The sequence below is a fragment of the Bradyrhizobium sp. McL0616 genome (genome assembly GCF_049993385.1).
Taxonomy (GTDB): Bacteria; Pseudomonadota; Alphaproteobacteria; order Rhizobiales; family Xanthobacteraceae; genus Bradyrhizobium.
The window spans coordinates 6,997,615-7,010,471 of record NZ_CP188255.1 but is presented as its reverse complement, the minus strand read 5'-3'; the positions used below and the strand labels follow the sequence as shown (position 1 = coordinate 7,010,471).

12 protein-coding genes are annotated in these 12,857 nt (G+C 63.1%); 8 read left to right on the top strand and 4 right to left on the bottom strand.

The window, feature by feature from the left end; all coding sequences use genetic code 11:
* The first annotated feature begins 165 nt into the window (after positions 1-165).
* The 8 genes from glpD (at position 166) to ACPPVR_RS33665 (ending at position 8,658) form a co-directional block, all read left to right on the top strand.
* Positions 166-1,716: a glycerol-3-phosphate dehydrogenase gene (gene glpD / locus ACPPVR_RS33700; protein ID WP_426610829.1), complete on the top strand. Its 1,551-nt coding sequence runs from the start codon at positions 166-168 to the stop codon at positions 1,714-1,716.
* Positions 1,713-2,789 carry an ABC transporter ATP-binding protein gene (locus tag ACPPVR_RS33695; RefSeq protein WP_426610828.1) on the top strand — a complete coding sequence of 359 codons (1,077 nt, stop codon included), beginning with the start codon at positions 1,713-1,715 and terminating at the stop codon, positions 2,787-2,789. The genes glpD and ACPPVR_RS33695 overlap by 4 nt, the downstream gene beginning before the upstream one ends.
* Positions 2,790-2,803: 14 nt before the next feature.
* Positions 2,804-3,889, top strand: a complete 1,086-nt coding sequence (locus ACPPVR_RS33690) for an ABC transporter ATP-binding protein (RefSeq protein ID WP_426610827.1) — start codon at positions 2,804-2,806, stop codon at positions 3,887-3,889.
* Positions 3,889-4,791: a carbohydrate ABC transporter permease gene (locus ACPPVR_RS33685; RefSeq protein WP_426610826.1), complete on the top strand. Its 903-nt coding sequence runs from the start codon at positions 3,889-3,891 to the stop codon at positions 4,789-4,791. The genes ACPPVR_RS33690 and ACPPVR_RS33685 overlap by 1 nt, the downstream gene beginning before the upstream one ends.
* Positions 4,791-5,597 (top strand): carbohydrate ABC transporter permease, encoded by an 807-nt coding sequence (locus ACPPVR_RS33680; RefSeq protein WP_426610825.1) that lies wholly within the window; start codon positions 4,791-4,793, stop codon positions 5,595-5,597. Before ACPPVR_RS33685 ends, ACPPVR_RS33680 begins: the two co-directional genes overlap by 1 nt.
* A gap of 9 nt (positions 5,598-5,606) precedes the next feature.
* Positions 5,607-5,933, top strand: coding sequence for a DUF2160 domain-containing protein (locus ACPPVR_RS33675; protein WP_426610824.1), 327 nt, complete (start codon positions 5,607-5,609; stop codon positions 5,931-5,933).
* 128 nt (positions 5,934-6,061) lie between these two features.
* A complete protein-coding gene (locus tag ACPPVR_RS33670) occupies positions 6,062-7,798 on the top strand; it encodes an ABC transporter substrate-binding protein (RefSeq protein ID WP_426616235.1) in 1,737 nt (578 codons plus the stop codon).
* Complete coding sequence (locus tag ACPPVR_RS33665) at positions 7,759-8,658, top strand: hypothetical protein (protein ID WP_426610823.1); 900 nt, start codon at positions 7,759-7,761, stop codon at positions 8,656-8,658. Before ACPPVR_RS33670 ends, ACPPVR_RS33665 begins: the two co-directional genes overlap by 40 nt.
* On the opposite strand, the gene ACPPVR_RS33660 is transcribed toward ACPPVR_RS33665, so the two are convergent.
* The 4 genes from ACPPVR_RS33660 to ACPPVR_RS33645 all read right to left on the bottom strand — a co-directional run bounded on the left by ACPPVR_RS33660 (position 8,647) and on the right by ACPPVR_RS33645 (position 12,816).
* The gene (locus tag ACPPVR_RS33660) at positions 8,647-9,453 is read right to left on the bottom strand and encodes a tetratricopeptide repeat protein (RefSeq protein ID WP_426610822.1); all 807 of its coding nucleotides are present in this window, start codon (positions 9,451-9,453) and stop codon (positions 8,647-8,649) included. The two genes, ACPPVR_RS33665 and ACPPVR_RS33660, sit on opposite strands and share 12 nt — an antisense overlap.
* 182 nt (positions 9,454-9,635) lie before the next feature.
* Complete coding sequence (locus ACPPVR_RS33655; protein ID WP_426610821.1) at positions 9,636-10,730, bottom strand: alkene reductase; 1,095 nt, start codon at positions 10,728-10,730, stop codon at positions 9,636-9,638.
* A 172-nt stretch (positions 10,731-10,902) separates the two neighbouring features.
* The gene (locus tag ACPPVR_RS33650) at positions 10,903-11,406 is read right to left on the bottom strand and encodes a DUF1993 domain-containing protein (RefSeq protein ID WP_426610820.1); all 504 of its coding nucleotides are present in this window, start codon (positions 11,404-11,406) and stop codon (positions 10,903-10,905) included.
* Positions 11,407-11,514: 108 nt separating this feature from the next.
* Complete coding sequence (locus tag ACPPVR_RS33645; RefSeq protein WP_426610819.1) at positions 11,515-12,816, bottom strand: lytic murein transglycosylase; 1,302 nt, start codon at positions 12,814-12,816, stop codon at positions 11,515-11,517.
* Positions 12,817-12,857: the final 41 nt, after the last annotated feature.

Below are 12,857 nucleotides of genomic sequence, written 5' to 3'. Positions count from 1 at the left end.
TGCTGCTCGAATTGTCTTCTGGATTGCTCAGTTCGACGCCGGATTGCCCATAAAAAAGTTCCGCTTTCGCTTCCCTTCGCCTCTCTTTCATCTTGCTTTCGTTTTTCGGTGTGATCTAATCAAAAACGAAAGTAGCCGCTCGATTGAACGGGCGGTCGCCGGGGGATGCGTCTGTTGGAGCGTATTTTCGACCTCGCCATCATTGGAGGCGGTGTTAACGGCTGCGGCATCGCGCGTGACGCGGTGGGCCGCGGCAACACGGTTTTCCTGTGCGAAATGAACGATCTGGCGAGCGGGACGTCGTCCTGGTCGACCAAGCTGGTCCATGGCGGCCTGCGCTATCTCGAATATTACGAGTTTCGGCTGGTTCGCGAGGCGCTGATCGAGCGCGAGATTCTCTGGGGCATCGCGCCCCACATCATCCGCCCCCTGCGTTTCGTTTTGCCGCATCACGCCGGCCTGCGCCCGGCTTGGCTGCTGCGCCTCGGCCTCTTCCTCTACGACCACATCGGCGGCCGTCATCTGTTGCCGTCAACGCGCTCGGTCGATCTGCGGCGCGACGAGGTCGGCCGTCCGCTGATCCCTAATCGCTATTCACGCGCGTTCGAATATTCTGACTGCTTCGTCGATGACGCCCGGCTTGTGGTGCTCAACGCCCGCGACGCCGCCGACAAGGGCGCCGAGATCCGCACCCGCACCCGTGCCACCGAGATCAACCAGGCCAACCGCATCTGGACCGTGAGCATGGTCGACACGCTGACCGGCGCGCGCTCATCGATCCAGGCTCGTGCGGTGGTCAATGCCGGCGGCCCCTGGGTCGAGGACGTGCTCGGCCGCGGCGCTGGCGTCAATGCCAAGGCCAAAGTGCGGCTGGTGCAGGGCTCGCACATCGTGGTCAAGAAGCTTTACGACCACGACCGCGCCTACATGTTCCAGAACGCCGACGGCCGCATCATCTTCGTCATCCCCTACCAGGACGACTTTACGCTGATCGGCACCACCGACCGCGACTATGACGGCGACCCGTCCAAGGTGAAGGCCACAGTGGAGGAGATTCAATATCTCTGCGCGGCTGCAAGTGAATATCTGGCCAAGCCGGTGACGCCTGAGGACGTGGTCTGGACCTATTCCGGCGTGCGTCCGCTCTATGACGATGGCGCCAGCGAAGCCAAGGCCGCGACCCGCGACTACGTCTTCGAGCTCGATACGCCTGGCGGCTCGCCGCTGCTGTCGATCTATGGCGGCAAGATCACGACCTATCGCCGCCTCGCCGAGGAGGCGCTGGAGCGGCTCGCGCCCTATCTTCGCAGTGCAAAAGCGCGCGAAGGCTGGACCGGCAAATGGCCGCTGCCCGGCGGTGACATGGATGTCTCGGCCGTCGACGGCCTGATCGGCGAGCTCCAGCGCGGTTATCCCTTCCTCAGCCATGAGCATGCGCGGCGCCTCGCACGCGCCTATGGCACCCGCGCCATCAAGCTGCTGGGCGACACAAAATCGGCAGCCGATCTCGGCCAGGCCTTTGGTGCAACACTGACCGAACGCGAGGTCCGCTACCTCATGACCAATGAATGGGCGATGACCGCCGAGGACATCGTCTGGCGCCGCTCAAAGCTCGGTCTGCGACTATCTGCCGACGAAATTGCCGCTCTGGACGACTGGATCAGGACCCACGCTGTGCCGCAAAGTCCCTTGCTGGAAGCAGGAGGACGCTCATGAGCGTGACACTCGATCACGTGACCCGGACCGTCGACGGGGTCCCGTACATCCGTGACGTCTCGCTGACGCTCGAGAGCGGCACACTCAACGTGCTGCTCGGGCCGACGCTGTCGGGCAAGACCTCGATCATGCGGCTGCTCGCCGGCCTGGACAAGCCGACAACAGGCAAGCTGCTGGTGAATGGCAAGGACGTCACGGGTGTCGATGTGCGCCAGCGTTCGGTCGCGATGGTCTATCAGCAGTTCATCAATTACCCCTCGCTCACGGTCTATGAGAACATCGCTTCGCCCTTGCGCGTCCAGGGCAAACCGCGCGCGGAGATCGAGAAGCGCGTGGCTGAAGCTGCGAGATTGCTCCGGCTCGAGCCATTCCTGAAGCGTACGCCGCTCCAGCTTTCCGGCGGCCAGCAGCAGCGCACCGCAATGGCGCGCGCGCTGGTCAAGGGCGCCGACCTGGTCCTGCTCGACGAGCCGCTCGCCAATCTCGACTACAAGCTGCGCGAGGAGCTGCGCGCCGAGCTGCCGCGCATCTTCGAGGCCTCCGGCGCGATCTTCGTCTATGCCACCACCGAGCCGACCGAAGCGCTGCTGCTGGGCGGCAACACGGTGTGTATGTGGCAGGGCCGGGCGCTCCAGATCGGCGAGACCGCCAGTGTCTACCGCCGGCCGCAGACCCTGCGCGTCGCGCAGGTATTCTCCGATCCGCCGCTCAACCTCGTCGGCATCGAGAAGAAGAACGGCTCCGTGCAATATGCAGGAGGCATCGCCGCGCCGGCGTCCGGTCTCTATTCCTCTCTCGCCGACGGCGCCTATCGCGTCGGCTTTCGTGCGCATCAGCTTGCGCTCGCCAACGGCGAGGCCGACCGCCACGCCTTCCATGCCACGGTGACGGTGACCGAGATCACCGGTTCGGAGAGTTTTGTGCATTTGACCCGCGACGGATCGAACTGGGTTGCGGTGCTGCACGGTGTGCACGAGTTCGAGCCCGGCCAGACCATCGATGCCGTGCTCGACCCCAATGATGTTTTCGTGTTTGACGCGGCCGACCGTTTGGTCGCCGCGCCGAGCTCGTAAGGGAGGGATGCGCCATGGCTCGCATTGACCTCGTCGATCTCGCCCATTCCTACGGCGGCAATGACGCGCCGCAGGAGAGCTTTGCGCTGAAGCCGGTGACCATGACCTGGCGGCAGGGCGGCGCTTATGCGCTGCTCGGGCCGTCCGGCTGCGGCAAGACCACGCTGCTCAACGTCATCTCCGGCATCATCACGCCGTCGCGGGGGAAGATCCTGTTCGACGACCAGGACATCACACTGCTGTCAACTCAGAAGCGCAACATCGCCCAGGTGTTCCAATTTCCGGTGATCTACGACACCATGACGGTGGGGCAGAACCTGGCGTTTCCGCTGAAGAACCGCGGTGTTCCGAAGGCCGAGATCGACAAGCGCGTCGCCGAGATCGCCCGCCTGCTCGACCTCGAACCGTATCTGAACCGCAAGGCGACCCGGCTCACGGCCGATGCCAAGCAGAAGATCTCGCTAGGCCGCGGCCTCGTCCGCTCCGACGTCGCCGCCGTGCTGTTCGACGAGCCCCTGACGGTGATCGATCCCGAGCTGAAATGGCAGCTTCGCTCCAAGCTGAAGGCGCTGCATCGCGAGCTCGACCTCACGATGATCTATGTCACCCACGACCAGACCGAGGCGCTGACCTTCGCGGACACCGTGGTCGTCATGCATGACGGGGGCGTGGTGCAGAGCGGCACGCCGGCAGAATTGTTCGACAAGCCGGCGCACACTTTCGTCGGCTATTTCATCGGCTCACCCGGCATGAACATTCTGCCGGCCGAAGTGAAGGGACGCGAGGCGCGGATCGACGGCCATGTCATCGCGCTCAACCGCAGCTACGACAAATTGCCGGCGAGTGCCAGGATCGAGATCGGTGTGCGTCCCGAATTCGTCGAGGTCGTCGCGCCCACGCCCGGCCTGCTCACGGCGAAGATCGAGCGCATCGACGACCTCGGCCGCATCCGCTTTGCCCGTGCGCGCCTCGGCGACGCGAAACTCGCGGCGCGCGCGCCGGCCGGCTTCACCAGCTCGGACGGCACGGCCGGGATGAAATTCGATCCGGCGCATATCCACGTCTATGCCGATAGCCTTCTCGTGGAAGGAGCCGCCTGATGGACAAGACCATCAACCAAAAAGCCTGGTTCCTGGTGCTGCCGGTGTTCCTGGTCGTCGCGTTCTCGGCGGTGCTGCCGCTGATGACGGTGGTGAACTATTCGATGCAGGATACGTTCGGCAACAACCAGTTCTTCTGGAACGGTGTCGGCTGGTTCAAGGAGCTGCTCGACCCCTCGACGGATCTCGGCGGCCGCTTCCTGGCGTCCCTCGGCCGCAATTTGTTCTTCTCGATGGTGATCCTCGCCATCCAGGTGCCGCTCGGCATCGTCGTGGCGCTGTCGATGCCGCGCGACGGCTGGACGGTTGCGGCCTGTCTCGTCATCCTCGCGCTGCCGTTGCTGATCCCGTGGAACGTCGTTGGCACCATCTGGCAGATCTTTGGCCGGCCCGACATCGGCCTGCTTGGCTATGTCCTCAACGCCATCGGCATCGATTACAACTACGTCTCCAACGAGTTCGACGCTTGGGTCACCGTCATCGTGATGGACGTCTGGCACTGGACCAGCCTCGTCGCGCTGCTCTGCTATGCCGGCCTGAAGTCGATCCCTGAGGCCTATTATCAGGCAGCCCAAATCGACGGCGCCTCGCGCTGGGCGGTGTTCAGGGCGATCCAACTGCCGAAGATGAACCGCGTGCTGCTGATCGCCGTGCTGCTGCGCTTCATGGACTCGTTCATGATCTACACCGAGCCGTTCGTCCTTACCGGCGGCGGGCCTGGCAACTCGACCACCTTCGTGTCGATCGAGCTGGTCAAGATCGCGCTTGGCCAGTTCGACCTCGGCAAGGCCGCGGCGCTCTCGCTGGTCTACAATCTGATCATCCTGATCGTCTGCTGGGTCTTCTACACCGTCATGACCAATGCCGGCGCCGAGCGGAAGCCGCAGGAAGGAGCCGCGTGATGCACTCGATCCCCGGCCGCCGCCTCATCATGGTGCTGTTCTTGATCTTCCTGCTGCTGCCGATCTACTGGCTCGTCAATATGAGCTTCAAGACCAACGCCGAGATCGTCTCGACGATGACGCTGTGGCCGCATGCGCCGACGCTCCAGCACTACAAGCGTATCTTCACCGACGAGAGCTGGTATTCCGGCTATATCAACTCGCTGGAATACGTCGTTATCAATACCATCATCTCGATTTCCGTGGCGTTGCCGGCGGCCTATGCGTTTTCGCGCTATCGCTTCCTCGGAGACAAGCATCTGTTCTTCTGGTTGCTGTCGAACCGCATGGCGCCGGCCGCGGTCTATGCGCTGCCATTCTTCAACCTCTATTCGGCGATCGGCCTGTTCGATACGCCCTGGGCGGTTGCGCTCGCGCATTGCATCTTCAACGTTCCGCTGGCGGTATGGATCCTCGAGGGCTTCGTCTCCGGCGTGCCGCGCGAGATCGACGAGACTGCCTTCCTCGACGGCTATTCGTTCCCGCGCTTCTTCATCAGGATCCTGGTGCCGCTGATCGCGAGCGGCATCGGCGTCGCCGCCTTCTTCTGCTTCATGTTCTCCTGGGTCGAGCTGCTGCTCGCGCGCACGCTGACTTCGGTCAACGCCAAGCCGATCGCCGCCGTCATGACCCGTACGGTCTCGGCGGCCGGAATGGATTGGGGGCTCCTGGCCGCGGCCGGCGTTCTCACAATCATCCCCGGCGCGCTCGTGATCTGGTTCGTCCGCAACTACATTGCGCGCGGCTTCGCGCTCGGCAGGGTCTAGGAGGCTTTCATGGAAAACATCGCATGGATGGCCTGGACGCCGCCGACGGCGATCTTCTTCGTGTTGCTGGCGATGACACTGGCGGTGATGACGTGGCTCGCCGTCGCTTATCCGGAGGCCGAGCGCGTCGGGATCCTGCGTATTCCGACCACGCGCGGCGACCGGCTGTTCATTTCGCTGATCATGGCCGCCGTGATCCACCTGTTGTGGATCGGTTTCGCCGGCACCGACACGATCGCGACGCTGCCGGTCGGAGAAGGAATTGAATTGTCGAGCCTGTGGCTCGCTACCGTGATTTCGCTTGCCTCTGCCGTCGCAATATTCCGCACGGTCTAGGCGAACGAAAAAGAGCAGATCCGGGGGGTAACCCGGGCCTGAGAGTTTATCGCTGTAACGGAGGAAACAACATGCGATATTTAGAGCGACGAAAGAAGGGTCCTGTGACCAGGACCCGGTTTTGGATGATGACGAGCGCCGTTGCGTTGACGGCAGCTTCGTTCACTGCGCCGGCCTTCGCGGATGAAGCAGCCGCGAAGAAGTGGATCGACTCGGAGTTTCAACCTTCGACGTTGTCCAAGGAAGACCAGATGAAGGAAATGCAGTGGTTCATCAAGGCCGCCGCTCCCTTCAAGGGCATGGAGATCAACGCGGTCTCCGAAACCCTGACTGTGCACGAATACGAATCGAAGACGCTGGCCAAGGCCTTCGAGGAAATCACCGGCATCAAGGTCAAGCACGACATCATCCAGGAAGGTGACGTCGTCGAGAAGATCCAGACCCAGATGCAGTCCGGCAAGAACGTCTATGACGGCTGGATCAACGACTCCGACTTTATCGGAACCCACTTCCGTTACGGCCAAGCGGTCGATTTGACGGAATGGATGGCCGGCGAAGCCAAGGACGTCACCGACCCGATGCTCGACGTCAACGACTTCATCGGCAAGTCGTTCACCACAGCGCCGAACGGGCATCTCTATCAGCTGCCCGACCAGCAGTTCGCGAACCTCTATTGGTTCCGTTACGACTGGTTCTCCAATCCCGACTACAAAGCCAAGTTCAAGGCCAAATACGGCTACGATCTCGGCGTTCCCGTGAACTGGTCGGCCTATGAGGATATCGCCGAGTTCTTCACCAACGACATCAAGGAGATCAACGGCGTCCGGGTCTATGGCCACATGGACTACGGCAAGAAAGATCCCTCGCTCGGATGGCGCTTTACCGACGCGTGGTTGTCGATGGCCGGTAACGGCGACAAGGGTCTCCCGAACGGCCTTCCGGTCGACGAATGGGGCATCCGCATGGAAGGCTGCCGTCCGGTCGGCTCGTCGGTGGAACGTGGCGGCGACGTCAACGGTCCGGCGTCGGTCTATTCGATCGTCAAGTACCTCGACTGGATGAAGAAATATGCCCCGCCGCAGGCACAGGGCATGACCTTCTCCGAATCCGGTCCGGTGCCGGCGCAAGGCAATATCGCCCAGCAGATCTTCTGGTACACCGCTTTCACCGCCGACATGGTGAAGCCCGGTCTGCCGGTGATGAATGCGGACGGTACGCCGAAATGGCGCATGGCTCCGTCGCCGCACGGCTCCTACTGGAAGGAAGGCATGAAGCTGGGTTACCAGGATGTGGGTTCGGCCACCTTGCTGAAGTCCACCCCGGTCGACCGCCGCAAGGCAGCCTGGCTCTATCTGCAGTTCATCAACTCCAAGTCGGTGACCCTGAAGAAGAGCCATGTCGGTCTGACGTTCACGCGTGAGTCCGACATCTGGGACAAGAGCTTCACGGAACGTGCACCGAAGCTCGGCGGCCTGATCGAGTTCTACCGCTCGCCGGCGCGCGTGCAGTGGACCCCGACCGGCAACAACGTGCCCGACTATCCGAAGCTCGCGCAATTGTGGTGGCAGAACATCGGCGATGCGTCGTCCGGTGCGAAGACGCCGCAAGCAGCGATGGATTCGCTGGCAGCCGCGCAGGATTCCGTCATGGAGCGTCTGGAGAAATCCGGCGTCCAGGGCGCCTGCGGGCCGAAGCTGAACAAGAAGGAGACGGCCGAATACTGGTTCGCCAAGTCGGCCAAGGACGGCAACATCGCTCCGCAGCGCAAGCTCGCGAACGAGAAGCCGAAGGGTGAGACCATCGACTACGACACGCTGATCAAGTCGTGGCCGGCCTCGCCGCCGAAGCGCGCAGAAGCGAAGTAATTCGCAGACATCATGATGGCCGGGTTCGTCCCGGCTATCCAGGAGCAGGAGGCCGGGAGCGATCCCGGCCTTTTGTCGTGTTGGCCACTTGCGTTATCGACGGCCTTGATCTGAATTGGCGAGCCGAGATCCCGAAGCGAGACTTCGCCATGCGCATGACGTTCCGTTGCGATCCAAAGCTGACCGATCATCTGGCCAGGCCCTATCCGGCGCGCACAGCCTTGCCTGACTGGCTGCGCGCGATGCCCGCGAAGGCGCACTCGGACATCCACGATCGAGACATCCGCACGGTCAAGCAATGTCCGCCCTTTGTCGATGCGATGGCCTATGGGGTCATGATCCCGCTGCCGTGCGACATCAGGGTTGAGTCTGGACGATTCACCTGGGATTGGGATATTCCCGAGCCGGCCACGTCGGGACATCCGCGCGCGCCTCTGAGCTTTCATCCAGTTGCGCAATTCGCTGCTGCGCCATTTGCGAACGGACGGTCCGCGATCAAGTTCAACAGTTTCTGGACCATCGAGCTCGAGCCTGGCTGGTCGCTGTTCGCGACGCATCCCGTCAATCGCGATGATCTGCCATTCCGCCTTGTTTCGGGTCTGGTCGACGCCGACCGGTTTCACGACGGCGGCATCAACTTTCCAGCCGTATGGACGCAGCCCGATTTTTCCGGCGTTCTCGAAAAAGGCACGCCGGTCGCGCAGTGTTTTGCGGTGCCGCGTGAGGCGCCAGAACTGGTATTTGAAGTGTTCGACGAGGCGCACCAGAATTCCTACGCGAAGGTCGTCGCCGATGTGCTGGCTGCGCCCAACGTCTATCGCAAGCATTTTCGCGCGAAGCGTGGCCGGTTAACTCGCTAAAGCGCGCCGCAATTCGTCTTCGTCAAGCCAGAGCCGGCCGTGCGACGCCGATGTCAACGCCATCGCAATTGAGCCAAAAAGCTGCGGGCGCAAGCGATAGGCTTGCGCAAAAGCGCGCATGGCGGCATCGACGTCTCCACCCTCCTGCAAGGCGATGCCAAGATTGAGCGCGGCCTCGGCATGGTCGGGCTTGAGTTCGAAGGCCTTGCGGTAGGCGCTTGCGGCGCCGGCGTGGTCGCGCAAATCCTGTCGCGCGACGCCAAGATCGAACCACACCGAAGCCGGTGCGCTGGTTGCGACCGCCTGCGCGAGCAAACTTGCGGCGGTGGCGGGATCGCCATCCTCCCACGCCAGCCGGCCGAGCCGTGCCGCGGCTTCCTGGTGGCCGGGGATGACCTTCAGGATTGCTCGCCAGGATTCGCGCGCTTGAGCCCTCAAGCCAGCCTGATCGAGCGTTCTCGCCTTCTCGACGAAGATTTCGCGTTGCGGACTCGTGGCGATCGCGGAATCGATGTGCGCGAGCGCGACCTCGAAATTCCCTTCGCTGCGCGCAATCCGGGCGGCAAGCAGCCGGGCTGCCGCATTGCCGGGGCGCTTGGCAAGGCTCACGTCAATATGGGCATGAGCAGGGGCGATGGCATTCCTGGAGAACAACACAGCGGCCAGCAGATGATGCAGCACCGGATCGCCGGGCTCGCGTGCAAGGCCTCGTTCGCACAGACGTTGCGCCTCATCCGGCTTGCCCGAATTGAACGCTTCAGTCGCGCGGCGAACAAGTGTCTCGGTGTCATTCATCGCGGCATTAGAGCAAGGAAGCAACGAGGCAGCAATACGGGGTGCTCTCGCTGGCCAACCTCGTGGCGGGCGCTACGGCGCGTGTGGACGGTTCCCTGCTCTTGCCAAAACGAAAGGCCGGGAATGATCCCGGCCTTGTTTCTTTCACTGTCTCCCCGCACGAGCGGTGAGAGGGGAGGAGGCTACTCCGCCGCCTCCAGCGTCGGGTAATCCGTGTATCCCTTGGCGCCGCCGCCGTAGAACGTGTTCTTGTCCCAATCGTTCAGTGCCGCGCCCTTCTTCAGCCGCTCGACCAGATCGGGGTTGGAGATGAACGGCTTGCCGAACGCGATGAGGTCAGCCGCGTTCGCGTCGAGCACCTTGGTGGCGAGCTCGAAATCGTAGCCGTTGTTGGCGATGTAGGCGCCGGCAAAACGCTTGCGCAGGCCCGCATAGTCGAACGGCGCGAAGTCGCGCGGGCCGCCGGTGGCGCCTTCGACGACGTGGAGATAGACCAGCTTCAGCGCGCTGAGGCCGTCGGTAATGTAATCGAACAAGGCTTGCGGATTGGAATCCACGATGTCGTTGGCGGGCGTCACCGGCGAGATGCGGATGCCGGTGCGGTCGCCGCCGGCTTCGGCTACGACAGCCTTGGAGACTTCCAGCATCAACTTGGCGCGGTTCTCGATCGAGCCGCCATAGGCGTCGGTGCGCTTGTTGGCGCCGTCCTTGGCGAACTGGTCGAGCAGATAGCCATTGGCGCCGTGGATCTCGACGCCGTCGAAGCCGGCCTCCAGCGCATTCTTCGTGGCGCGCTTGAAGTCGTCGATGATCCCTGGAATTTCGGAAAGCTCGAGCGCGCGGGGCTCGGAGACGTCGGCGAAGGTGCCGTTGACGAAGGTCTTGCCCTTGGCGCGGATCGCGCTCGGTGCCACCGGGGCCACGCCATTGGCCTGGAGGTCGACATGCGAGATGCGGCCGACATGCCAGAGCTGGATGAAGATCTTGCCGCCGCGCTCATGCACCTTGTCGGTGACCTTGCGCCAGCCGGCGACCTGGTCCTTCGAATAGATGCCGGGCGTGTCCTGGTAGCCCTGGCCCTGCTGCGAGACCTGGCTCGCTTCGGTGATCAGCAGCCCCGCGGAGGCGCGCTGGCCATAATAGTCGGCAGCGAGCGGGGAGGGTACGAAAGTGCCGGGCGCGGCGCGGTTGCGCGTCAGCGGCGCCATCACGAAACGGTTGGCCAGCGTGATCGGGCCGAGCTTGTAGGTCTCAAACAATTTGGTCGGACGGCTCATTGAGGTGTTTCCGGGCGGTGAGAGGTCCGGAACACTTGTGCATCGCGGCAATCAGCGCAAGGGATGAGCCATACGGAAAGTGCAGGCGAGCTACGCAGGAGGACCTGCGCAGCATAATTCATGTGCAATTTGGGCCACGGCAGCGGATTTGCGCTGCCGTGGCCCCGCAAACTCAGTTTGCGCCGAGGAAATCGCGCTTGCCGACCTCGACACCGTTGTGGCGCAGGATGCCGTGGGCGGTCGTGGCGTGGAAATAGAAGTTCGGCAGCGAGACCGCACTGAAGAACTGCTGGCCCTTGAGCGTCATGGACCGGTCCGGACCCGCCGGGAAGGTCACGTCCTTGGTGTCGGCGCCTTCAAACTGCTCCGGCTTGTACGATTTGACGTAGTCGATCGTCTTGGCGAGCCGCTGCTTCAGCTCCTCAAACGTCTTCTCCGTGTCGGGCGTCGAGGGCACCTCGCTATGCGTCAACCGAGCACAGCCCTTGGAGGCGAAATCGCTGGCGAGCTGGATCTGTTTCGACAGCGGCAGCATGTCCGGAAACAGGCGGGCGCCGAGCAGGACAGCCGGGTCGATCTTTTTGGCCGCGCAATGCGCCTCAGCCTTGGCGAGCAGGCTGGTGAGGCTGTTCAGCATTTGCAAATAGGCGGGGACGACGGCTTCGTGGAAGGACATGTGATGCTCGCTCGAATGAGGGGAAAACTCAGGAGAAACCTGACCCACTCACATGGGATCGGCATGGCAAAATACAATCGCCGGAGCAGCCTTTGCAGTTCGAAAATTCTACCGCACGGTCGCCGCCGGCTGCGCCTGTGCCGTGCCGCCGCGCATACGGGCGAGCAGCTCGGCGGTCGGCCAGGAATCGGCCGGCAGGCCGTATTTGACCTGCATCGCCTTCACGGCGGCGCGGCTCTGCTGGCCGAGTACGCCGTCGACCTTGCCGACATTGAAGCCGGCCCGCACCAGGAGCTGCTGCAACTCCTTCAACTCGTTGAACGGCAGTTGCGCCACTTGACCGGCCGGCCTGCGCATCGGCGCAGCGCCTGCGATGCGCGAGGCGAGATAGCCCGCGGTGGTCGAATAGATCAGCGAGTTGTTCCACTCGGTATAGGCCGCGAAATTCGGATACGCCATGAAGGCCGGTCCGGTCCGTCCCATCGGCAGCAACACTGAGGCCGCGAGATTGTCGTTCGGCAGCGGCCTTCCGTCGGGATAGGTGACGCCGAGCTGGCCCCATTTCGAGCGCGGCTGCTGCACGGTGAGATCGGTCTGATCCCACGGCAGGTTTTGCGGGACCTTGATCTCCTCCAGCCACGGCTCGCCGCGCCGCCACTTCAATCCGTTCGCGATGTAGTTCGCGGTCGAGCCGATCACGTCGTCCTCGCTGCGCAACAGGTCGCGCCGGCCGTCGCCGTCATAATCGACGGCATAGTTGACGTAATGCACGGGCAGGAACTGCGTCTGGCCGAGCTCGCCGGCCCAGGAGCCGATCATCTCGTCCGGCGTAAGATCGCCGCGGTCGATGATCTTCAGCGCGGCGATGGTCTCGTTCACGAACATCTCCGAGCGGCGGCAGTCATAGGCCAGCGACACCAGCGATTTTAGTGTCGGCAGATTGCCCATGTTGACGCCGAAATCGCTTTCGAGGCCCCAGAACGCGGCGATCACCGCCGGCGGCACGCCGTATTCCTTTTCGGCGCGCGCGAACGCCGCCGCGTGTTGCTTGATGTGCTGCTGGCCGTTCTGCATGCGATAAGGCGCGGCCATGCGGCCGGCAAATTCGGTGAAGAGCTGGCCGAACACGCGCTGGCCGCGGTCGCGGTTGACGATGCCCTGGTCGTAGACGAGGTAGGGCGAAGCTTCCGAAAGCGCGCGCTGCGATACGCCGGCAGCAATGGCCTGCTGCTTCACGTCAGCCAGGAAGCGGTCGAAGTTCTGCCCATTGTGGCACGACGCCGCGCGCGGCGACGGCGCGGTGGCCTTGGGGGCCGCGGGCCTCACGGGCGGCGCGGCAAATTGAGCTGAGGCTGAAGCTGAGAGCGCGAGAAGAGCGGCGGCCGCGATCGCAAATCGGGTCTGGAGCATGAGGGTTCCGGAGGGGAGGGGACGCTTGGATTCTTGACGAA